The 20,948-nt window shown below is 54.4% G+C and carries 23 protein-coding genes; 19 read left to right on the forward strand and 4 right to left on the reverse strand.

Features of this window, described 5'->3' with window-relative positions; translation table 11 throughout:
• Positions 1-93 precede the first annotated feature (93 nt).
• The 3 genes from CQ011_RS09970 (at position 94) to CQ011_RS09980 (ending at position 1,487) form a co-directional block, all read left to right on the forward strand.
• Positions 94-381: a hypothetical protein gene (locus tag CQ011_RS09970; RefSeq protein ID WP_105677559.1), complete on the forward strand. Its 288-nt coding sequence runs from the start codon at positions 94-96 to the stop codon at positions 379-381.
• Positions 382-454: 73 nt separating this feature from the next.
• Entirely contained in the window at positions 455-592 is a 138-nt protein-coding gene (locus tag CQ011_RS17795; RefSeq protein ID WP_181148066.1) for a hypothetical protein, read from the forward strand.
• Positions 593-650: 58 nt separating this feature from the next.
• On the forward strand, positions 651-1,487 hold the full coding sequence (locus CQ011_RS09980; protein WP_105677561.1) for an SGNH/GDSL hydrolase family protein: 837 nt from the start codon (positions 651-653) through the stop codon (positions 1,485-1,487).
• A 29-nt stretch (positions 1,488-1,516) separates the two neighbouring features.
• On the opposite strand, the gene CQ011_RS09985 is transcribed toward CQ011_RS09980, so the two are convergent.
• Positions 1,517-1,939 carry a VOC family protein gene (locus tag CQ011_RS09985; protein ID WP_105677562.1) on the reverse strand — a complete coding sequence of 141 codons (423 nt, stop codon included), beginning with the start codon at positions 1,937-1,939 and terminating at the stop codon, positions 1,517-1,519.
• A gap of 206 nt (positions 1,940-2,145) precedes the next feature.
• Complete coding sequence (locus tag CQ011_RS09990; RefSeq protein WP_105552734.1) at positions 2,146-2,568, reverse strand: acyl-CoA thioesterase; 423 nt, start codon at positions 2,566-2,568, stop codon at positions 2,146-2,148.
• A 209-nt stretch (positions 2,569-2,777) separates the two neighbouring features.
• Between CQ011_RS09990 and glsA the strand changes: the two genes are divergently transcribed.
• The 7 genes from glsA to CQ011_RS10025 all read left to right on the forward strand — a co-directional run bounded on the left by glsA (position 2,778) and on the right by CQ011_RS10025 (position 8,242).
• The gene (gene glsA, locus CQ011_RS09995) at positions 2,778-3,824 is read left to right on the forward strand and encodes a glutaminase A (protein ID WP_105677563.1); all 1,047 of its coding nucleotides are present in this window, start codon (positions 2,778-2,780) and stop codon (positions 3,822-3,824) included.
• Between the two features lie 363 nt (positions 3,825-4,187).
• Positions 4,188-4,739, forward strand: coding sequence for an alternate-type signal peptide domain-containing protein (locus CQ011_RS10000; RefSeq protein WP_105677564.1), 552 nt, complete (start codon positions 4,188-4,190; stop codon positions 4,737-4,739).
• A gap of 26 nt (positions 4,740-4,765) precedes the next feature.
• The gene (locus CQ011_RS10005) at positions 4,766-5,356 is read left to right on the forward strand and encodes a hypothetical protein (protein ID WP_105677565.1); all 591 of its coding nucleotides are present in this window, start codon (positions 4,766-4,768) and stop codon (positions 5,354-5,356) included.
• Positions 5,353-5,922: a signal peptidase I gene (locus CQ011_RS10010; protein WP_105677566.1), complete on the forward strand. Its 570-nt coding sequence runs from the start codon at positions 5,353-5,355 to the stop codon at positions 5,920-5,922. The genes CQ011_RS10005 and CQ011_RS10010 overlap by 4 nt, the downstream gene beginning before the upstream one ends.
• Entirely contained in the window at positions 5,919-6,566 is a 648-nt protein-coding gene (locus CQ011_RS10015) for a hypothetical protein (RefSeq protein ID WP_105677567.1), read from the forward strand. Before CQ011_RS10010 ends, CQ011_RS10015 begins: the two co-directional genes overlap by 4 nt.
• On the forward strand, positions 6,563-7,138 hold the full coding sequence (locus CQ011_RS10020; RefSeq protein ID WP_105677568.1) for a hypothetical protein: 576 nt from the start codon (positions 6,563-6,565) through the stop codon (positions 7,136-7,138). Before CQ011_RS10015 ends, CQ011_RS10020 begins: the two co-directional genes overlap by 4 nt.
• A gap of 39 nt (positions 7,139-7,177) precedes the next feature.
• Complete coding sequence (locus CQ011_RS10025) at positions 7,178-8,242, forward strand: signal peptidase I (RefSeq protein WP_286161152.1); 1,065 nt, start codon at positions 7,178-7,180, stop codon at positions 8,240-8,242.
• Positions 8,243-8,849: 607 nt separating this feature from the next.
• Here CQ011_RS10025 and CQ011_RS10030 read toward each other — a convergent pair.
• On the reverse strand, positions 8,850-10,022 hold the full coding sequence (locus CQ011_RS10030) for an FAD-dependent oxidoreductase (RefSeq protein WP_105677570.1): 1,173 nt from the start codon (positions 10,020-10,022) through the stop codon (positions 8,850-8,852).
• 101 nt (positions 10,023-10,123) lie between these two features.
• Here CQ011_RS10030 and CQ011_RS10035 point away from each other — a divergent pair, with 101 nt between their 5' ends.
• The 3 genes from CQ011_RS10035 to CQ011_RS10045 are packed head-to-tail and all read left to right on the forward strand — an operon-like array spanning position 10,124 to position 12,833.
• A complete protein-coding gene (locus CQ011_RS10035; RefSeq protein ID WP_105677571.1) occupies positions 10,124-10,870 on the forward strand; it encodes a sulfite exporter TauE/SafE family protein in 747 nt (248 codons plus the stop codon).
• A gap of 42 nt (positions 10,871-10,912) precedes the next feature.
• Positions 10,913-12,169, forward strand: a complete 1,257-nt coding sequence (locus CQ011_RS10040; RefSeq protein ID WP_105677572.1) for a hypothetical protein — start codon at positions 10,913-10,915, stop codon at positions 12,167-12,169.
• A gap of 10 nt (positions 12,170-12,179) precedes the next feature.
• The gene (locus CQ011_RS10045) at positions 12,180-12,833 is read left to right on the forward strand and encodes a GOLPH3/VPS74 family protein (protein ID WP_181148068.1); all 654 of its coding nucleotides are present in this window, start codon (positions 12,180-12,182) and stop codon (positions 12,831-12,833) included.
• A gap of 11 nt (positions 12,834-12,844) precedes the next feature.
• On the opposite strand, the gene CQ011_RS10050 is transcribed toward CQ011_RS10045, so the two are convergent.
• On the reverse strand, positions 12,845-13,513 hold the full coding sequence (locus CQ011_RS10050) for a GntR family transcriptional regulator (protein ID WP_105677574.1): 669 nt from the start codon (positions 13,511-13,513) through the stop codon (positions 12,845-12,847).
• A gap of 161 nt (positions 13,514-13,674) precedes the next feature.
• Between CQ011_RS10050 and CQ011_RS10055 the strand changes: the two genes are divergently transcribed.
• The 6 genes from CQ011_RS10055 (at position 13,675) to rlmN (ending at position 20,831) form a co-directional block, all read left to right on the forward strand.
• Complete coding sequence (locus CQ011_RS10055) at positions 13,675-14,793, forward strand: type III polyketide synthase (protein WP_105677575.1); 1,119 nt, start codon at positions 13,675-13,677, stop codon at positions 14,791-14,793.
• On the forward strand, positions 14,793-15,506 hold the full coding sequence (locus CQ011_RS10060; protein ID WP_105677576.1) for a methyltransferase domain-containing protein: 714 nt from the start codon (positions 14,793-14,795) through the stop codon (positions 15,504-15,506). Before CQ011_RS10055 ends, CQ011_RS10060 begins: the two co-directional genes overlap by 1 nt.
• On the forward strand, positions 15,496-16,638 hold the full coding sequence (locus CQ011_RS10065) for an FAD-dependent oxidoreductase (protein ID WP_105677577.1): 1,143 nt from the start codon (positions 15,496-15,498) through the stop codon (positions 16,636-16,638). Before CQ011_RS10060 ends, CQ011_RS10065 begins: the two co-directional genes overlap by 11 nt.
• 372 nt (positions 16,639-17,010) lie before the next feature.
• On the forward strand, positions 17,011-18,357 hold the full coding sequence (locus CQ011_RS10075; protein WP_286161153.1) for an MFS transporter: 1,347 nt from the start codon (positions 17,011-17,013) through the stop codon (positions 18,355-18,357).
• A gap of 13 nt (positions 18,358-18,370) precedes the next feature.
• Entirely contained in the window at positions 18,371-19,360 is a 990-nt protein-coding gene (locus CQ011_RS10080) for an NAD(P)H-quinone oxidoreductase (protein ID WP_286161154.1), read from the forward strand.
• Positions 19,361-19,535: 175 nt separating this feature from the next.
• Positions 19,536-20,831 (forward strand): dual-specificity RNA methyltransferase RlmN, encoded by a 1,296-nt coding sequence (rlmN, locus tag CQ011_RS10085; protein ID WP_286161155.1) that lies wholly within the window; start codon positions 19,536-19,538, stop codon positions 20,829-20,831.
• The last annotated feature ends 117 nt before the right edge of the window (positions 20,832-20,948 follow it).

A 20,948-nucleotide genomic window follows, 5' to 3' on the forward strand; every position in this document is an offset into this window, starting at 1 on the left:
AAACCTGACGGATGTTTGCGCTCTACGGTATGAAATACAGAACGTGCGCAGGGCCGAGGACTACTACAGTTAAACGACCAGTACGGGAGAAAAATGCTGAAATATCTAGGACTCTCCAACGACGATTCAGATAGTACTTTGCCAATTTGGCAAGGTATCGACAAGAAAAAGCGAGTGCTGGTATTCATCGGATCGGTTGTTTTAGCTGCGGCTATTTTTTTCCTAACTTCTTGGTTGCTTTCAGATGTTCCGAAGGGCACCTTCGCAAAATACGTTCCCGGACTTTTTGCCGCATTGACCTTATTGCTCTCCACCGTGATTTCTGAACGTTCGCTTTTGCGTGCACAGAAAAAATATGGACATCGGGAAAACGAACAGTAAAAGTCCTTTCAAGTCATTTTTCAGTTCTAACCCGGTCGGTGAGATCCTTTCGGCAGCAATGCTACTGCGTTCCATGCCCACGCTCACGGGGCCAGAGATGGGAATGAATACCGCGCAAATTGCCGCCGATTATCACAAGAATGGCAGTCAAACGGTGATGGAGAACCTTGGCGCCGAGCGTGAGCTGCGCAAAACTGTCACCGGGCAGTGACCGCGCGTTTGCTTCCTCGCAACGCACCAGACACTCATGCTGCGTAGCGTAACCAGTCATGAGTCGGCTTTTTGTGGCAATCGGAGATTCCTTCACCGAGGGTGTGGGGGATTGGGAGCCACGGTTACCCAACGGGGTGCGCGGCTGGGCGGACCGAGTGGCTAAGCAACTTTCGAAGGAAGATCCGCAATGGCGGTATGCCAATCTGGGTATTCGCAGCCGACGGTTGGATCGGATTATCGAAGAACAGATTGAACCGGCGTTGGCGATGAATCCCGACGTGATCAGCTTCTACGCCGGGGGCAACGATATTCTCGAATTCCGCAAAGACCTGGACAAGGTGCTGGCCGACTATCGCGCCGCGGTGGAAAGGCTCGCCACTTCGGGGGCGCAAATCCTGCTGTTCACCGGTTTTGATATTCCCGTGCATCCGATGCTCGCACCCTTCAAGCGGCGCAACTGGAAGTTTAATGACTGCGTGCGCGAACTTGCCGCGCAATATGGCGATACCGTGACGCTGGTGGACTACTGGCAGTGGGATGTTTACGCGGACCGGCGCATGTGGGATGTCGACAAGCTGCACATGAACCGTGCGGGACACCGTTATATGGCCATTCGCATTTTGGAACTCTTGGGCGCAAACCACCAGCTGGTTTTTGAGCCCTTCGCCGATGCCCGGCGCATCGGTTTCATTCAAGCCACCAGACGAGACGTGGAATGGCTACGCCAATGGGTGCTTCCAATGTTTGGGCGCAGGCTGCGCGGGGTCACCTTAGGAGATGAGTTGGCGCCGCGGTGGCCACAGCCTATTTATCCTGCTCGAGGCATGAAAAAACTGCACCGCAAACGAAGTCGACCCACAAATGAAAACCTCACCCCGCCACCGGCACCATAATGCCAGTGGCGGGCGTGAGGAAAGTTGGGCTACGGTGTCGGGTTTTCCATCGCTTCGGGGCTCATCCACGCAATTTCCCAGACGTGCCCGTCGGGGTCCTTGACGGCCACCTGGTACATGCCGGGGAATGGTTCGTCGGCCGGCCGGTAGATGCCACCGCCACCAGCGACCGCGCGTGAGGCAAAGTCATCCACCTCTTCGCGAGTCTCCGCGGACAGTGCATTTAAGGCTTCGCGGTGCTTGGAACCCAGCGCGGGAACATCTCCGTCCACCAGGAAACTGGCAAAGAACTCTTCACGGAGCACCATGATCAAGATGTTTTCGGCAACGATCCAAGAAGTTGCGTTCTCGTCCGAGAAGGTGGTGTTCTTCTCGTAACCCATAGCGGAGTAGAAGGCATCGGACTTGGCCAGATCGGCGGTCGGTAGGTTTACAAAGATCATCTTGCTCATGCTCATACCTCGGTAGCTGGTGGGGCCGGGCGCGAACTACGCCCACGATAAACTTTGCCCCAACAGCGGACCGTCGACAAGAGGTTTTCACACCAAAATATTGGCAGTTACGCTGAACCTAGATACGCGAATGCCCCAGCCCGCACAACGCGGACTGGGGCACAGCACCGTCAACTCAATGCTGGCTGAGGGTATCGGTGAGAAAACTAGATCAGCGCCTTGGTGATTTCCAGCGGGATACGATCACGGGTGTAGGTGATGTGGTCATAACCGTGTGGTTCAGGCTTACCGTCTTCACCAATGTTGACGAATACGATCTTCTCAATGGTCAAGATCGATTCTTGGGTGAAGATGTTGCGAACTTCGGCGCGCAGGGTGACCGAGGTGCGACCAAAGTCGATTGCGGTCAGGCCCATTTCAATCAGGTCGCCTTCCTTAGCGGAGGCGATAAAGTTGATTTCAGACATGAACTTGGTGACCACATGCTTGTTGCCAAGCTGGATGATCGAGTAGATGGCCGCCTCTTCGTCGATCCAACGCAGCAGGCTTCCGCCGAACAGTGTGCCGTTTGCGTTGAGATCTTCGGGGCGAACCCATTTGCGTGTGTGAAAAGTGATTCCCTTAGCCATATCTAAAATGCTAGGTTAACTAGGCCTCTTTGCGCTGTAAGGCTCTACACAATGTCGGGGAGAACACAATTATTCTGGGTAAGAAATGATCGCTGCAAGACGCTCGTACTGTGTAATGATGCACTACTTGATGCCAAGTAGGAGCGCTATTGATAGTCTCAAGATAGCGCAGAGAAAAACGTAAAAACATAAGTAGAAAGTGGGTGAACATGAACTATCCTTCGGACGGGAACGACACCATCCCTACCGATTTCGATGATGTTGTCCAGCAGGTATCTACCGGTTCGCTGGCACACCAGAAAATTGACGAGCTTCTACGCGAGGCACACGATCGTTATTCGGATGTCGATGATGGATTGTTAGCCCACTACATCCCTATCCTTGGTCACGCGGACCCCGATCTATTTGCCATCGCCATGTCCCACGTGGGCGGCTCGGTGCACGAGGTCGGCGACTGCCAGCATGAATTTTCTATTCAGTCGATCGCCAAAATGTTTGTTTACGCGCTCGTGGTTCAAGAACATGGCCGAGAAGTTGTCCGTGAACGCATCGGTGTGAATAACACCGGGATGCCGTTTAACTCGGTGATGGCAGTTGAGCTGAATAATGGCCACCCGATGAACCCGATGGTCAACGCCGGGGCGATCGCCACCACCGAGATGATCCCGGGCCGCACCTCGGCTAAAAAATGGGAAAATGTCCGCTCCGGACTTTCCGCCTTTGCCGGACGCCAACTGACGCTGGACGATGACGTGTATGCCTCTGAATCCGAATCTAATGAACGAAATAAAGCCGTAGGTCGACTACTTAAAAGCTACCGTCGCATCGAAGGTGACCCACTGGCCGCTGTGGACGTCTACACCCGGCAATGCTCACTGAACGTCACCGCTTATGATCTCGCGGTCATGGGCGCGACCCTCGCCGATGGTGGGGTCAATCCGGTCACCGGTCAGCGGGTAGTGGATGCAGACGTTTGCCGTGACACCCTAGCCGCCGTGGCCACCAGTGGTCTTTACGAACACTCGGGGGATTGGTTGTTCGAGATTGGGATCCCGGCAAAGTCGGGTGTCTCCGGTGGCATCGTGGCAATCGCACCGGGTAAGGGCGCTATTGGCGCGTTCTCCCCACCCTTGGATATTGCAGGCAACTCGGTGAAAGCGCAGTTGGCGATCGGACACTTGTCGCGCGCCATGGGCCTGAATCTGTTTGCTTCGGCTCCGGAGAAGAGCCTGTTGGCGAAAGCCGGTCGCGGCTAAAGTCTAGCTCGGCAGTCTGACCGCAAATCGTTGGTGACAACCGTACTGGTTGTCACCTTTTTGCGTGCCCTTTTACTGACATAGCTAACCGTCCATACTATTTGCCCATCCGGACTAGATTTTCTGGCTAGTTGCGACGCGTGGCAACCAATTTTGTTGCCCGATTCCTTCCGGACTCCTAAAGAACCAAGTGAAGTAGGGTTTTGGAACAATTTTTCTGGTGATGTAAATAGCCGGTCGGTGATCTTGAAAAAGCCAAAGTTGATTTGATTCATTTTTATTTATCCTCACGTTGAAAATATTTGCCATTGAGGTTAACTGGTAGTGAGGCCTGCAGTGGGCTTGGTATATGTGAGGACAAAAATGAAGAAAACTACAAAGGCAACCATCGCGGCAGTAGCAGCTGGCGCATTGTTAATCGGCGGCGCAGGAACCGTGGCACGCTGGCAGGCAGTCCAGAACGTTGACGCGGGAACCGTCTCAACTGGTCACCTGACACTAGACACAACAACGGCACCAGGTGAGTGGACCGATATTTCCGCTGGTAGTCCAGGTACACCATTCGACCCCGCTACAGACGAGCTTGTTCCCGGGGACACCGTTTCTTTTGACCAGATCGTCACGATCAATGCAGAAGGCAAAAACATCAAGGGCGAGTTGGTCGCCGGAACGACCGGCGCAGTACCCGCCGCGCTAACGGACCAAGTACAGATTGCGCTCGATCTTGATGAGGAAGCTGCTGGGCTGACCAACAACGACGGAATCCTGAGCTTTGAAGGCGAAGGCACCTACGAACTGCCGGTAAACATCACCGTGACCTTTGTCGAGGGCACCGAGGCAAGCACGCCAGATACCACCATGGACGTGGACATTGACCTGACCGAACTGACATTGACCCTGAACCAGGTGCGCTAAACAAGGTAGGTCTCGCAGGTTCCTTCATGCCTAAGCAACTAAAAGCTGCAATGCTAGCGGCCGTGCTTTTGGTGCTGTTTCTCAGCGCCCAAGGCACGGTTGCTAGTTGGCGCGCCGAAGGAAGCATCGAGCCCACTGCGATCACTACCGGACGGATGGAACTACTGGCAGGCGACGGTAGATACGCCGCCAAAGCTTATGAATTCAAAGAGTTAAACTCCGAATTTTTAGTTCCCGGTGGTTTTACTCAAGCACCGTTAACCCTAAGCGTTGCCGGAGATACCGGATTAAATTACGATCTGGCTGGTGTCTCTAGTGTGCCCAATGCTCCGACCGCTGCTGATAAAGCCTTGTCGTCTTCGGTAGTTCTAAGCATCTATTCGGGAATGAGCGCGGAAAACTGTACTAGCCAGCAGAACCTCAGCGGTGAAATGCTGTATCAGGGCCCGGCTACTAAAGACGCGAGTTTTAACTCGGTCCGCCCACTTGAAATTTCAGGCAGTCAGGCTTCGTCCGAAAGCCTGTGCGTCAGACTGGCAGTTCCGTCCAACACCCCACAATCCGCATCGGGCGGACGAATCAAGCTTGTTTTGAATTTCGTGGGGCAACAGAAATGAACGTCATGACGCGCGCGGAACGTCGAGCCGCAGAAAATAAGACTGGCACCCTGTGGTGGATTGGTCAGATTTTTTCTTGGCTCGCGCTCTTTGTAGTGCTCGCACTGATCACCGTCATGATCGTTGTTCCACGGCTTACCGGCAGCACAGCATATACGGTGCTCACTGGTTCGATGCGTCCGAGCTTGCCACCTGGCACCCTCATCGTGGTGAAGCCAATTGCGCCTGAAGACATCCGCATCGGCAACGTGCTGACCTACCAATTGGAATCTGGCGAGCCCGAGGTGATTACCCACCGGGTGGTTGGTATGGGTGCCACCACCGACGGCGAACAACGTCTCACCCTCCGCGGAGATGCCAACAACACCGATGACGAGCCAGTTATCACTGAGCAAGTCCGTGGCAGTCTCTGGTACTCGGTACCGTATCTGGGTTATGCGAACTCTGCTCTGACCGGTGAACAGCGTATTTGGTTGACCCGAGTCGCCGTGGGTGGCTTGCTTGCGTATGCGTGTGTGATGCTCTTTGGAGCCTGGCGTGACAAAAAAGTGAAAGAAGGGTCATGAAACTACGTATCTGGCTCTCACTTTCAACGATCATCTTTATGAGTCTCGGGGTATTTCCAAGCTTCGCTCAAGCTGTGGAACCATCAAATGGTAGTGACTCTTTGAGCTACAGCACGGATGGAAGCAATTATTCGCTCAAGCCGCCAGTGCTCTTTGCAGACACCGCGGTATTGGTCCCGGGAGACAAATTGAAACAGAGTTTCTGGGTGAAAAATGATCGGCTACAGCCAATAAGCATCCGTGTGGAACCACGAGGCAGTGTTACCGACTCTGCCGTTAAAATCATTCCGGTAAACACCAAAGAAACAAAATTGAATGCCGGTGAAGCTACCGAAGTAGTAGTTCAGCTGTGGTTACCACGTGAAGCGCCAAACCAATCCCAAGATTTAGTGGAGCAGAAGCTGGGAGTGGTGGTGAATGCCAAAGAGCTCTTCGGCTCAGGCGAGGATGAACCGCCTAGATCCCCAGAGTCGCCGCCGGTCGAACCACCAGAGGGGCACAAACCAGATGGCCTGGGAGACACCGGATTCAACTCCAACATCGTTCCTTTGGGCATAGGAATAGCGCTGGCTGGTTGTCTACTTTATTTATCTTCCAAGCGAAGAGCACAACGAACAAACAACACCGAAGGAGAACTTCCATGAGCAGAAGGGCAATGCAGGTTAAAGCACTCTTGGCCATGGGGATTTTGGTAGGTTTTGGTTCGGTTTCCACTCTTGCCGCGTGGACTGGGACCGCAACGGCAACGTCATCCATAGAATCGGCCACGGTCGCCCTAGGCGTTGGCGCGACTGACGGAACAGCCACTTTGAAAAGCTATCCAATGGTGATCACCGGCAATAATCTTTACCCGGGATCTAGCGTGGCTTCAACGGTGACAGTAAAGAACACCGGATCCATTTCTGCCCCCTATACAATCAGCGGAACTATAACTGAAGACGTCTCAGGGACTTTGGGCAAGGGAATGACTATTAGCGTGAGAGCTAACGCAACTGTTGCTGGCACTGGGTCCAAAGTTACTTGCTCGGGTGGATCCGAGGTAATAGCAAAGAATGCCGGATCCCAGTTCAGCGGAACTTCCTCGCCCCGAACCCTGCCTGCAGGAAGCAGTGAAGCCTTGTGCATTCAATACTCCCTGCCAACTTCGGCTGCGAATACACTCCAGAAATCGTCGGCGACTTTAGCCCTGAATTTTACTTCGACGGTAGGCTCCTAGATGTTCATTCGGAAAGAGAAGAGTTCGTCACGCAGAATAATGTCAACTATCCAACGCGTCTTGCTGAACACTGGGGCGGTTCTTGGTTCCTTATGTCTGATCATGACAGTTCTAACATTGGTCTTCGGCCTCAAGCCGTTAATTTTTGCTTCTGGGTCTATGGGGCCAGACATTCCTACTGGATCATTGGGAATTGCAGCCCCGACAGCTGTTGGCGATATATACCCCGGAGAAATTGTGTCGGTGGTCAATAGTGGAGAACAACGAGTTACCCACCGTGTGATCGAAAAGACCGCTAAAGGACTGATTCTTCAGGGCGATGCGAACCCTGTGCCAGACTTGGAAGTTTATCAAGTGAATACTGCTGATCGATTGATCTTCAGTATTCCGACTTTAGGCTATGTCGTTTCTTGGTTGAGTAAACCGTGGGCGTTCTTTGCTGGGGGACTATTGTGCGCATATTTGTTTTACACTGCTTTTCGCAAGAATGATGACCCTTCTGGTGGCGAACGACAACGCGACGACAAGAATGTACTTTCCGCGCAGAATTTGGATCATCAGGACGCGGCGTGGCAACGTAAAGATGGCCGAAAGTATAACTCGCGAATTACCGTAGGGATAATGGTTTTTGCGCTAGTAGCAACGTTTGGAATACAGAACCATACGGTTGAACCGACGCAGGCTGCATTCATCGGTGTAGCGGAGTCGAAAGCTAAACCATCAGCGACGGTGATGCAACCAGTTTCTAATTTGAAATGTACGAATCAGACAAATAGAAAAATCCGTTTTTCCTGGGATGCACCGCCGGCTCAGGCCGACACACTTGCAGGTTATAAGGTAGCGGTGGAAATAAACGGGACTGTGCAGGAAAGTGAACAGCTGCTTCCTGCTAATGTCAGGACCCATGAGATGGATATCTCCAATTCCACCGGACTGTTGGGCATTCTGCTCGGGCTCTTAGGGAATCTCTTGGGAGCAACATTTGATGTAAAATTTGCCGTGACTTCTGTCTACACAAGTGGCTGGAGTTCCATTACTCAAACTCACACGGCTAAGGGATATATTGCCCCATTAAACTTAACAAGAACTCTGAGCTGTTCATAGTTGAGGCGTGCGGGGCACGTATTATCAGGGAAATTTGAGGGAATATAGTTTTCCGTCGAGGCGCGTGCATGATTGTCCTGTTAGACCTCGGCATAGTTGCAGCAGTGACTTCTGCTACCCATGGAATCTCGGCATTCGATTCGCTCCTGTTTCTTTCCATTATTGATGCTGTTTGGATCTTTAATTGGGGCCTAGCGCAGATTTTTTGATCTTCGGTCAGGTATTCCGCAGGATTATGTATTAAGAAGATTCTGCTAATACTGATTTCGTCGACGAACCTGACTATTCCTTGGTTCACGGGCCGCTTCTCAAACAGATCTAAGGGCTGGATAATGCATTTAGCGCGGCTGCGACGGCTTCATCGGCGCTGATGTTGTCAGGGCCGTGCGGTCTCTCAGCATGACTGGCACGATTTGGGTCGGAGGCGAAAAATAAAGGGTACGCGTGGAACGCTCAAGCCTACGCAAATTCTAGGAAATTAAAACTATGGCTGCGATTCTCGGTAGCATTGGCGAGCATAAACTGACGGGTCTGGCAGTACCTAATATTTAGTAGCCACAAGGCATTCAAAAGGGGAATGGTTAATCGACGATTGAACGTCGATGAATTATGAAATCCCGAGCTCCTGCCTGCGCTCAAGAAACACCGGCCGAGCAATGTTGCGGGAGGCCGCAAAGAATGGGTTCACTTTTTGGGTTCCGGTAGCCAGCTGCGCCAGATGCTCGCCAATGGCAGGCACAAATTTGAAGCCGTGTCCGCTAAATCCTGCACCAACCGTAATCGGTCCGAAACGGTCGAGGATGAAATTCTCATCTCCGGTATTCGCATAAGTACATGACACCGATTGGTAGCGTTCGGTGTTAACTCCGGGCAGCCACTGCGATGCGTAATTTTGAAGTGCCTCAATATGCTCAGGATCCACTGCATGAGGTCTTTGGTCGGGATCCACTACTTTCCCGGCACCATGCCAACCAATTTTGATACCTTCGCCGGGTGTATGCATTCCATAGATAGGACCGAAGATCTTTGAACTGCTTCGAGAAGGCGACAAAATGTGGTTGAATCCGGGCCAAGTATCAGTTGAGTTGAACTGTGGAAAATGAACCGGATGTTCCTCAGTCACATGGATTCTCGGTAGCTCCAGTTGCCCATTCAGAAGTTGGTGAGTCCATGCCCCCACTGTGACGATTACATGGCGAGCAATGATCTGACGGTCGCCTTGAGTGGAGCGAGTCCGCACGTGTACCCGTTGACTAACTATCACTTCGAGGCTGAGAACGGTTTGTTCGTGCTCGATAGTTGCGCCGAAGGACGTAGCCAATTTTTGTAGGGATTCAACCGACAGATCGGCGTTGATCTGTCCTCCGGCCGGGATAAACAATGTTTCTGTCTCGAATTCCATGCCGCCGAATCGGGCCTTGGCATCACGTGCGCTGAGCAGTTCACTGGCGAACCCTGCGGCTTTAAGGAATCGATGCATTTCGCGTTGTTCATTGACGATTCCATGATTGACTAAACCGGTGCGAGTCAGGAGCTTCGTTCCTGAAGCCACGGAAATTTCGTTCCATAGCTTGTGGCTGCGTCGGAGTAATTCAATATATGGTGGCTCGACATACGCCGGGTTGAAGTTTCGGGTTGTACCGTGCGAAGCACCTTCGGAATGGCCCGCGCCGAATCTCTCCAGCAGCAGTACCTCGTGACCAGTTGCTGCCAATGAGTAAGCCGTTGCCGAACCCATAGCTCCGCCACCGATAACTAAATAATCAACCTCAACATTCATAGATCTACTTTAAAGCTTTGGGGCTCGGTACCTTGTAATTTATCGGTGCCCTCCTCGTCAGCTAACGTAATAGTAGAAAAACTCTGTGAAATGGAGACTTGGTGGTCGAACACGTGCAACTCGCTGCGCTGCTAGGGCTTAGTGCAGCAGTTTTCGTCGGTGCATCCACACAAAGAATCTCTGGCATGGGATTCGCGCTGGTCTCCTCACCTTTCTTGGTGATGGTCTTGGGGCCTTTCCACGGGGTCATGGTGGTCAACTTCCTAGGCGCCTGTAGTAGCTTTCTGATTCTGATTCAGGTCTTCCGCGACGTTGAGTATAAGAAGATTCTGCTAATGCTGATACCCGCGGTCATCATGACGATTCCTGGTGCGTGGGTGGCTTCCCGGCTTGGCGGACCGTGGCTTTCTGTCGGTATTGCGGCGATGGTGATAGTTGCGTTGCTCTCAAGCTTTATTGTGCGCAATCTGCGCGCCGCACAGAGTAAGGGGTTGGCCATTGGTGCCGGCGCAATCTCCGGATTTATGTCCGTCACCGCCGGTGTCTCGGGGCCTGCCATTGCCGGTTACGCGGTAGCTAGCCGCTGGCCACAGGCGAAGTTCGCAATTTCCGTTCAGCTGTATTTCTTCGTGCTTGCCATCGCTTCGCTACTGGCCAAGGGCGGGATACCCGAACTTCATTGGACGCAGTGGACCGGCTGTCTCGTGGCGATGGTTCTCGGAATTCTTCTGGGTAACTATCTTGCACCCAAAATTCCTGACAAATTCAGTAGGGCCTTTGTCATCATCGTTGCGTTCTCTGGTGCCATCACATTGATGATCAACGGGCTAACCCACGCCTTGGTCTAAGCCCACGTTGGATAAATATCTACCAATGAGACAATTAGAAGTGTGCGGACCGAAGCGAACATTGAAACCCAAGGTAAACCGGCCACAGAACTCGAGATTGAACGGCAGGCCTTGTGGGCTGGGTTTTTCTGTTCAATCCTCGGATTAATTGTCGGCTTTATCCTCTTTGCAGGTAACCGACCAGGTTTGTCTGGTGGACTCTCCGTCGGTGCGGTGGCAGCCACCACCGGTGGCATCTGCGCAGCGCTAGTCAGTGTCATCGCTTTTCTACGGCTGCTAATCTCCCGCGAACCGTGGCTCAGGCGGATCCCAAAGTGGCGACAGATCGTGACGATGTTAGGTCTGTTGTTGGTTCACGCGGCGAGTACCATCATGATTTTGATGGTCGCTTTTCACTTGATGCAGCAGGCATTTTTTGGATTACATGTTGATGTGGTTGCAGGTGCTCTGCTTGTCAGCGGTGCCACCGGCCTGAGCGCATACCTGTGCCTGGTGGCTACGGCACGCACGAATGCCCAAACCCTATCGGTCATCCTGGGGATCTTCATGGCCTCGGGCGTAGTTATCAGCATGTTGTTGGCAGAAGACCGCGGCTGGTGGCAGTCGATGTTCTCCTCGCTAGGTACTTATGACGCTGGCATCGGATCTTTTTGGACCTTCAACACCACACTGGTTATTTCTGGGCTCGTGCTGGCAGCATTTACCGAATTCATGACACGTGACCTAGGCCGGCTAGCCCGAACGTACCGATGCCGCCCGGGGCTTGAGAAGTACCGAATTTCTAAGTTCGTCCGCCCACGCCCGAGTATCGTTCGTTGGTGTCTGCTCGCGGTCGCGCTAGGCGTCATCCTGATCGGTGTCGTCCCGGTCAATATTGCTCCCGAGGTGCATGGCGCGTTTGTGCAGCTAGCGGCGGTAGGCATGGTGGTGCTTTTGATCAGCACTGTGGTTTTGCTTCCGGGATACCCAGTGATTTTCCATCTCATGTCGCTCACAGCGCTCGGTGCCTTGTGGCTTGCGTTCTTGCTATGGCAGGAATGGAGCTACTACAACCTCACCGGGTTTGAACTTGCCGTCGTGGCAATTATCTTCACGTGGATTTCGGTGTTTATCCGAACTACCTCGGCGCTAATTCACGACAAGAAGCAACAGCTGCGCAAGGAAAAACGTGCGCGTCGACGTGAACAACGCGAGCAAATTACAACAGGCTCGGAAACCTCCGGTGCATCTTCCGAACCATCTTTTGGACCTCAAGAAATCCGTCGTAATGGGGAGGACGCAGGTTTCCAAACTCGGTAGCCTAGAAAATATGTTGATCTCCGAGATGCTGTATCTACTGCTAACCAAGGACGACGGACAACCGGAAACGGTAATGAGCTCCTATAAATACGGGATGAACTCGGCCATCATCGCCGATCTAATCTTGGCAGGGAGAATTGGGCTCACCGATGACCCGAATCCACGAATCACCATCGTTGGCGCTGGACCAATCGCAGACCCTGTCCTAGAGCACTCGCTGGAAAAGCTCGAAGGCAAAGACGGGATAAATCTTGATTCCGCCGTAGCCATCAACGGGCTATGCAATATTCGCTTGGTCACCGACTCGCTAGCCAAACAGGGGCTTGTCGAATATGGCGAGCGAGGATTATTGGGCTTAGGCAAGGCACCGGTCCGTGTGCTCAATGGGCAGCTGGAACGTCAATTCCGTACCGGGTTGAGCTTGGTGCTTCAAGGACAACGTGAGGCGGTGACCCATGAGGCGACGCTGCTTTCCATCATTCATGGCATGGGTGTGTTGCAGCAGGTGCTGGCCGAAGAAATTGAGCCGCTCGGTGTGCAACGCGCTCAAGCACGAATTAAAGAAGTTGCCACCGATACCCGAGCAGGCGATGCGGTCCGTAAAGCGGTCGCAACCATGAACGAGGCCGTCGCTACGAACACCATCCTGCCCGGCGCTAACTAATAAATCGCCACTTAGTCGGGCTGCTCAACCAATCCAGCGTGCATCACGACGTCGACGGTTGCTTGGTAGTGATTGCGCAATAGTTGGCCCAGCTTTTCGGCGTCACGAGCCAACGCAGCCTCAAGAATATCCGCGTGCTCTTGTTCGACGTCGCGGGCCACTGCTGCCTGTGACGGCGCAGCCCAGCGTCGGTAGAGCTCGGTGAAGTTCGCCAGATCGCCGGAGAGCTTAAGCATTGGCTGGCATTCACACGGGGCTAAGAGCTGGTGGTGAAATTCGCGGTGCGCCTGCGACCACTGCGGGTTCACCCGGTCTGGTTCCTCAGGTAGCCGCCGAGGGGTGCGCGATAACTTATGGTGTATCGCGATCAGCGAGGATTCCCAACTGACGGTTCCGCGTTCAGTGGAAAGCTTCGCGGCCAGAGCTTCGGTGACACATCGTAATTCGGTGATGTCCGCCAGTTCGCCCAGATTCAGATCCGGGACAAAAAATCCACGGTTCGGTCGAATGGTGACCAAGTTTTCACCGGCAAGGCGGGTTAGGGACTCACGGATCACCGTGGTGCTGGTGCTGAACTGTTCGGCCAAAGTGGTGGGCTGCAAGCGATCCCCAGGGGACCAAAACCCGTCCAAAATGGTCCGGCGAATTCCCTCTAGCGAATGCGTTGATGCTTTTGCCATGCTGGCCTCCTCAGTACTTGCCGAACCCTTGTGAATGGCAATCAAAAATAATCATATTATGCCCGAGTGCTCAGACTATTGAGCGACTGGGCAAACTTGTAAATAACTGACAGTTATAGTCGACCCTTTACGCAGACCCACTGCGCGCTTAGGCTCAGGGCATGTCAGTGATGCTGCGTACTATCCAGACCGCCGTGCCCGATACGATCCTCAAACAAGATGAGGTTCGTGATGTCTTCGCAGTGCAACCTGGACTAACCCGCCTGGGCCAACGTCTGATCGCCACCTCCTTTGATTCTTCAGCGATTAATACCCGCTATAGCTGTGTTGAGGACTTCGATGCGCTCAACCCACCGGCCAATCCGCTGTTCTACGATGCGCGCACCCAACAGCTTCATTCGCCAAGCACCGCAACCAGAAACAACGAATATGTTGCGCACGCACCGGAACTATTTATTGCTGCGGCACGCAAAGCGCTAGCTGCCTGCCCCGATATAGCGGCCGATGAAATTACCCACGTAATTACGGTGTCCTGTACGGGCTTTTACAACCCCGGCCCGGACTACCAAATTGTGCGCGCACTGGGTTTACGCCCCAACACGGTGCGCCACCACCTAGGCTTCATGGGCTGCTACGCAGCGTTTCCCGGACTTCGAGCCGCCCGAGATTTCTGCCTGGCCGATACGCAAGCGGCGGTATTAGTGGTGTGCGCCGAGCTATGCACCCTACATGTGCGCAGCTCCAACGACCCGGACACCATCATGGGTTCTGCGCTCTTTGCAGACGGTGCCGCAGCGGCTCTTGTTACTCAGCGTGGCAACGGGGGACTGGATATGGACGCCTTTGAAACCGTGCTGACCTCGGTGGGCGAGGAAGCGATGGCGTGGAATATCGGCGATGAAGGCTTCGAGATGGTGCTCGGTACCTACGTCCCGCATATTATCGATGACCACATCAGTGGCGCACTGGAACCACTCTTTGCCAAAGACGCAACGCCAGCACTAGAAGTTTCACAGATCAAACACTGGGGGATCCACCCCGGTGGCCGAGCGATCTTAGACCGGGTACAAAACCGGCTGGGACTCAGTGATCTCCAGTTGGAACCTGCTCGCAAGATCCTCGCCGACTACGGCAACATGTCCAGCGCCACGGTGTTATTTGTGCTCAAAGAAATTATGGAGAATCCAGCGGCGAAGTCCGGCGAACGAGTCTGCGCGATGGCTTTCGGTCCGGGACTCACGGTGGAAACCGGGCTGTTCACCCTGCGCCCGGACGCCTAATGTTTGAGCTTGCCCGCGCCAAGGACGCCGTCGAAGAGATGGACAGTCCCAACTGCGACCCGACTCTTCTGCGCCGAACCTATGCACAATTTCCACTGGTTAACCGGTCGGTGGCCCGGTGGCACAGGCTTTACGCCGACCTCATTGTGAATCAGCTACCCACCAACCGGCCCGCCACCTTGTTGGATATAGGTTGCGGTGGCGGGGATATCACCATCATGCTGGCCAAACGAGCGTTAGCCGAGGGGATCAACCTCAAAGTTTTGGGAATCGACCCAGATGAACGAGCCTTTCACTATGCGCGCGATGCCGGACAAAGGTCTGGATTACCCGCAAACCGTCTGGAATTCCGCCCGACGGACAGCAGTCAACTCGTAGCGCAGCAGGCCCAGTTTGATGTGGTCATCTCCAACCACCTGCTCCATCATCTAGATGAGCAACAATTCTCGGGGTTGCTGGCGGACTCACAACGGCTGGCCACCGGACGAGTGGTGCACGCGGATATTCGCCGCTCGCGGATAGCCGCTGTGCTCTTCGGTGCTGCGACGCTGCCACTGGCAAGGAGTTCCTTTATTCGGCGTGACGGACTGCTCTCCATTAGACGCAGTTTCACCTCAGGTGAATTGGCTCGGCGGGTGCCCGCCGGGTGGCGGGTAGAAGAACGCCGTCCTTTCCGAAACCTGTTGCTCTGGGAACCGGCCCATGCAGTGTGACATCGCGATTATTGGCGCCGGACCGGTGGGATTGACCCTCGCCATCTTGCTGACCCAACAAGGCCACCTAGTCCACGTTTATGAAAAGCGGCGAGGAGTCGCAGTACATTCGAGGGCTATCGGTCTGCATCCGCCGGCATTGGAAGTTTTGCATCTTGCCGGCATCTCATCCGAGCTATTAGCGCGGGGAGTTCCCATCCGTGGTGGGTCGGGATTCTACGGCGGTGAAAAGCTTGCCACACTGGACTTCTCCGTATTGCGTGGGGCCTACCAGTATGTCTTGTCGTTGCCACAGAATCAGACGCAGGAGCTATTGCGCAGGCAGTTGTTTCACCTTGCGCCGCATGCATTGCACGAGGGCACTGGTTTCGCTTCTCTTCTGACTCAGGGCGAAGACATGGTGCGCTTCAACGTACAAGACGAGCATGGCGAACTTTTCCGTAGACAGGCCCGGTGGTTGGTCGCGGCCGATGGAGTGGGCTCCACCGTTCGGGACGCTTTAGGTCTTTCCTTTGCAGGACACACGTTCCCCGACCAGTACCGAATGGGAGACTATCCAGATACCACCGAGCTCGGTCCAAACGCCGCGCTCTTTCTTCATCAAGAAGGTATTGTTGAATCCTTTCCGCTGCCCGGAAGCCGCAGACGCTGGGTTGCACACTTCCCTCAAGACAGTGCCGCTTCCTTGTCTCACGTGGTCACTCGTCGCACCGGACATTTTCTGGAAACATCACAAGGCACCATGCTCAGTGACTTCGCCACCGCGAACCGAACCGTGAGGAAGATGGTGCATGGACGGATCATCCTCATCGGGGACGCCGCGCATCAAGTGAGCCCGATCGGCGGTCAAGGACTCGCGCTGGGACTTCTGGATGCAGCTGCGTTAGCGGCAGTGCTCAACGGTCGAGCCAACCCGGACCGGATAGAGCTAGTACGGTTCGAGCGTGCCCGACTGCAGGCGGCTCATGTAGCGGGCAGGCAAGCGCGGGTCAACATGATCTTGGGCAGACCATTCCCCAAGCCATTGGCGCTCGCGCGCAACCAAATGATCAGAGTGCTAGGTTCCAATTCGCTGGTGCGCACGGCGGTGGCGAGAAAATTCACGATGACAGCAGGCCGCCGGAAGGTTTGATAAATTCGCTTTCCGGGCGACTCATCCTCCCTGGTCCATAGGATGTGTCACGCACTCCTGCGAAAGAATGCAACGCCTACTCCTCATGTCGGTGTTGGACGCGGCAACTCAAATCTTCGCCGAATATTGGACTGGCTCTCCGCTCTCATCGCGCTTTTATGAGCTACATACCGTCAGACCGATGCTGGAAGCGTTAGCAAACAGGAAAGAGATAGAAGTCGGTAATTTTCAAGTTCCCTCAGTGATAATTAGACTAACAGTCAATAATGTTTTATTTCTTGACAATCGGATTATTGAGGCACTATCGTGAAATGTGTCACCGTCGGTGGCGGGCCGATTATTCGGTCAACCTGAGAGATCTGAGGATTCACGATGCCTGAGAAGATACGCGATCAAGCTCCGCACAAGGGCGTCGTCGAACCTAAAGTGATGGCGGAAGACATGGACGAAGCACGGCATATGCGGCGTGTTCTGCTATCTAGCTATCTCGGGAGTGCTGTTGAATTCTATGACTTCTTAGTTTACGGAACCGCAGCTAGTTTGGTCTTTGGCCACTTGTTCTTTGCGAACCTCGATCCAGTACTTGGCACTGTCGCATCGTTTGGCACTCTCGCGGTAGGCTACCTCGCCCGACCACTAGGTGGAATTATCTTTGGGCACTTCGGAGATCGGCTGGGGCGCAAAAAGATGTTGGTACTGACCATGCTCCTCATGGGTATCGCCAGTACCTGCATAGGTCTACTGCCAACGCAGCAACAGATCGGCGCTTTGGCACCGGTTCTACTAATTACCCTTCGCTTGGTCCAAGGACTAGCCATCGGCGGTGAATGGGGCGGGGCGACCTTGATGGCTTTGGAGCACTCGAAATCCAAACGTCGCGGATTGTCAGTGGGTATCGTCAACGCAGGTGCACCCTCTGGTGCAGTTCTGGCTGCGTTAATTATGGGCCTGTTTGCGTTGCTCCCCGAAGATGAATTTCTTGCCTGGGGTTGGAGAATCCCCTTCCTAATCAGTGCAGTCTTGGTAGCGGTGGCGCTATGGGTGCGATTAGGCGTTCACGAATCTCCGGTCTTCAAAAAGGCCCTTGAGTCCAAGGACGAAAAACAGAAGTCTCCGTTGGCCGAAGTTCTTCGAGCACCCAAGGCCCTATTCCAGACGGTACTCGCTGGAGTCACGCCAACGGCCATGCAGTCATTGTTGGCAACCTTCGCATTGACGCTAGCTGTCCAAGGTGGAGCTGACCGTTCGACTGCACTATTTATTGCGGCTGTTGCCTCGGTCGTCAACATGGTGGCATTGCCAGTCTTCGGTGCCCTTTCAGATAAGTTCGGGCGTCGACCTTTGCTACTGAGTGGGCTCATCCTCGGCGCCATACTGTTCTACCCAATCTTCTCCATGATTGGCTCAGGAGAAACCGCGCAGATGCTCGTCGGATATATTCTGGGCTATGGTCTGGTGGTATCCATTCTGATGGGCACCATCAGCTCGTTCATCTCCGAACAGTTCGCTACTGGTTCGCGCTATACCGGTGCCTCTATCGGTTATCAGCTTGGTGCGACCCTCGGTGGCGGATTCGCTCCGATGATCGCCGCGCAGCTCTTACTTTTCGGCGGGGGTACTAGCTTGGTTTATGTAGTGATCTTCTTCGTGGCAATCGCTCTTATCAGTTCCATCGCGGTACTCTCCACCCGAGAAACCTCCAAATCTCAGCTGATATAGGAAACACGGGAACATGATTTTGAGAGGCGATATGCGAGCGGTCGTGATCGATACACCTGGCGGTCCCGAGGCGTTAGAAGTTCGTGACTTCGCGATTCCACTTGTGAGGAGCGACGAGGTGCTCATCAAGGTCACGGCGGCTGGCCTAAACCGTACGGATGTCATTCAACGCGGGGGCCGAGCCAACCTGCCACCGGGAGCGACGAACATCCTTGGGCTTGAGGTTTCAGGAACGGTGGAACAGGTAGGGGAATCCGTGACCGGTTTCAAGCCCGGCCAACTGGTGGTCGCGTTGACCGATTCGGGTGGTTATGCGCAATTTGTGAGTGTACCTGAAGGCCAAGTGGCACGAGCACCCCAAAACTTGGGCTTGGTGGAAGCAGCGGGAATCCCCGAAGTCGCGGCAACTGTTGTCCTGAACGTGTTGATGACCGGAAAATTTGCTCCTGGCGAGACCGTGCTAATTCACGGTGGGACAGGCGGAATTGGGAGTTTCGCCATCCAGCTAATCAAGGCACTGGGCGGCAATGTCTTGGTCACTTCGGGCAGCGATGAAAAATGTGTTCAGGCTCGAGAACTTGGCGCAGACCTAGCTATCAATTACCGTACGGAAAATTTCGGTGAAGTTGTCCAGGCCTACGGAGGAGCGGACATCATCCTCGATACCGTGGCGGGTTCCTACCTAGACGCGAATCTCAAGGCGATGAGCACTGGAGGCCGAATGATTACTATCGGTAAACAAGGCGGTGCTAGTGCGAACATCGACTTCACGCTGCTAATGAAAAAGAAGCTAACTCTGACCGGCAGTCTATTGCGAGACCGGACGCCGGCGAAGAAGCGGGAGATTATGGCTCAAACAGTCAAAATAGTTTGGCCGTTGTTGGAATCAGGAGCGGTACAGGGCACCACCGACAAAATTTTTGCCTTGGACGACGTCGTGGCCGCACACAGGTACTTTGATGAGGGCACTCATCAAGGGAAGATTCTGCTCGATTGCCGCTGAACTACCAGCACTCTGAGGCAACGGGCTCTTCTTCGCAACTAAGTCGCATCACGCGCAAAATTTAGTCGGCGTATCTACGAGGGTAACGCGAGGTTCGGGATCATGAATCTGTAGCAAAAGTGCGTGCCCAAACTCACCGCCAACATCCAGTAGATACGTGAAACAATAGGTAGCAATGACTTCCAGCGATCCCACCACACTTTCCGCCGTTGAGCGTAAGGCCCTGCGCACCGAGCAGGCCGCCGCGCAGCGCGCCCAGCAACTCCGTATCTCCAAGTCCCGAGCCCAGGCCGAAGGCCGCGCTCAGGTCGTTCCGACGGCCGAAGGCTGGAAGCAGGAGATGGGCGCCGATGGCCGCCCCGAGCTACAGTTCGCCACCAAGCGCCGCGTCTCCCAGCCGCCAACGCACTTGGCTGACCTTTCCCTGGCCGAGCGCCAGGCCAAGCTGAAGGAACTGGGCCTGCCGGCCTTCCGCGCCAAGCAGCTGTCGACGCACTACTTCACGCACTACACCACCGACCCGGAGAAGATGAGCGATCTTCCCAAGGAGCGCCGCGCGGAACTAGCCGAGGCGATGTTCCCGAAGCTGCTCACCGAGGTCAAACGCCTGGAGACCGACGATGGTAAGACCATCAAGTTCCTCTGGCGCCTCTTCGACGGTTCGCTTATTGAGTCCGTGCTCATGCGCTACCCGGGCCGTATCACCCTATGCATCTCTTCGCAGTGTGGTTGCGGTATGAACTGCCCATTCTGCGCCACCGGCCAGGCCGGGTTGACCCGCAACATGTCCACCGCCGAAATTCTGGATCAGATCGTCCAGGCTAACCGCGTGATCGCCGAGGGCGGTCTAGGCGGACAGAAGCACCCAGATGAGCGCGTTGGCAACATCGTATTCATGGGTATGGGCGAGCCACTGGCCAACTACAAGCGCGTGATGAACGCCGTGCACCGCATGGTTGCCGACGCCCCCGAAGGCTTGGGTATGAGCGCGCGTGGCATCACCATCTCCACCGTCGGTCTGGTTCCTGCCATTCGCAAGCTGGCCGAAGAAAACGTCCCGGTGACCTTCGCCTTGTCGCTGCACGCACCGGATGACGAGCTGCGCGATGAACTGATCCCGGTCAACTCAAAGTGGAAGGTCGACGAGGCACTAGACGCCGCGTTTGACTACTACGTGAAGACCGGACGCCGCGTCTCCATCGAGTACGCGCTGATCAAGGACATGAACGACCACGAGTGGCGTGCAGAAATGCTCGCGAAGAAGCTCAACGCCCGTGGCCGCGGCTGGGTCCATGTGAACCCGATCCCGCTAAACCCGGTACCGGGCTCGGTCTGGACACGAAGCGAGAAGGACATCACCAACAAGTTCGTGCGCCGCTTAGACAGCCTCGGTGTGCCAACCACCCTGCGCGATACTCGCGGTAAGGAAATCGACGGCGCCTGCGGACAGCTCGCAGCCGACGAAGACTAATCTTTAGTTACCAAGAGTTTTTAGTTACCAAGAGCCCTGCCACATGTGAAAGCGTGAGGCAGGGCTCTTGGTATGTGTGGCGACTGAACCTGCCCGACGGGTATGGTTCAGACCAAC

It is taken from the genome of Arthrobacter sp. MYb213 (assembly GCF_002979915.1).
Classification (GTDB): Bacteria; Actinomycetota; Actinomycetes; order Actinomycetales; family Micrococcaceae; genus Glutamicibacter.

Bases quoted from the DNA above. Each gene is read 5' to 3' on its own strand.
- CQ011_RS09970 (WP_105677559.1), top strand. From the start codon at position 94: ATGCTGAAATATCTAGGACTCTCCAACGACGATTCAGATAGTACTTTG.
- CQ011_RS17795 (WP_181148066.1), top strand. From the start codon at position 455: ATGCCCACGCTCACGGGGCCAGAGATGGGAATGAATACCGCGCAAATT.
- CQ011_RS09980 (WP_105677561.1), top strand. From the start codon at position 651: ATGAGTCGGCTTTTTGTGGCAATCGGAGATTCCTTCACCGAGGGTGTG.
- CQ011_RS09985 (WP_105677562.1), bottom strand. From the start codon at position 1,939: ATGAGCAAGATGATCTTTGTAAACCTACCGACCGCCGATCTGGCCAAG.
- CQ011_RS09990 (WP_105552734.1), bottom strand. From the start codon at position 2,568: ATGGCTAAGGGAATCACTTTTCACACACGCAAATGGGTTCGCCCCGAA.
- glsA (WP_105677563.1), top strand. From the start codon at position 2,778: ATGAACTATCCTTCGGACGGGAACGACACCATCCCTACCGATTTCGAT.
- CQ011_RS10000 (WP_105677564.1), top strand. From the start codon at position 4,188: ATGAAGAAAACTACAAAGGCAACCATCGCGGCAGTAGCAGCTGGCGCA.
- CQ011_RS10005 (WP_105677565.1), top strand. From the start codon at position 4,766: ATGCCTAAGCAACTAAAAGCTGCAATGCTAGCGGCCGTGCTTTTGGTG.
- CQ011_RS10010 (WP_105677566.1), top strand. From the start codon at position 5,353: ATGAACGTCATGACGCGCGCGGAACGTCGAGCCGCAGAAAATAAGACT.
- CQ011_RS10015 (WP_105677567.1), top strand. From the start codon at position 5,919: ATGAAACTACGTATCTGGCTCTCACTTTCAACGATCATCTTTATGAGT.
- CQ011_RS10020 (WP_105677568.1), top strand. From the start codon at position 6,563: ATGAGCAGAAGGGCAATGCAGGTTAAAGCACTCTTGGCCATGGGGATT.
- CQ011_RS10025 (WP_286161152.1), top strand. From the start codon at position 7,178: ATGTCAACTATCCAACGCGTCTTGCTGAACACTGGGGCGGTTCTTGGT.
- CQ011_RS10030 (WP_105677570.1), bottom strand. From the start codon at position 10,022: ATGAATGTTGAGGTTGATTATTTAGTTATCGGTGGCGGAGCTATGGGT.
- CQ011_RS10045 (WP_181148068.1), top strand. From the start codon at position 12,180: ATGTTGATCTCCGAGATGCTGTATCTACTGCTAACCAAGGACGACGGA.
- CQ011_RS10050 (WP_105677574.1), bottom strand. From the start codon at position 13,513: ATGGCAAAAGCATCAACGCATTCGCTAGAGGGAATTCGCCGGACCATT.
- CQ011_RS10055 (WP_105677575.1), top strand. From the start codon at position 13,675: ATGTCAGTGATGCTGCGTACTATCCAGACCGCCGTGCCCGATACGATC.
- CQ011_RS10060 (WP_105677576.1), top strand. From the start codon at position 14,793: ATGTTTGAGCTTGCCCGCGCCAAGGACGCCGTCGAAGAGATGGACAGT.
- CQ011_RS10065 (WP_105677577.1), top strand. From the start codon at position 15,496: ATGCAGTGTGACATCGCGATTATTGGCGCCGGACCGGTGGGATTGACC.
- CQ011_RS10075 (WP_286161153.1), top strand. From the start codon at position 17,011: ATGCCTGAGAAGATACGCGATCAAGCTCCGCACAAGGGCGTCGTCGAA.
- CQ011_RS10080 (WP_286161154.1), top strand. From the start codon at position 18,371: ATGATTTTGAGAGGCGATATGCGAGCGGTCGTGATCGATACACCTGGC.
- rlmN (WP_286161155.1), top strand. From the start codon at position 19,536: ATGACTTCCAGCGATCCCACCACACTTTCCGCCGTTGAGCGTAAGGCC.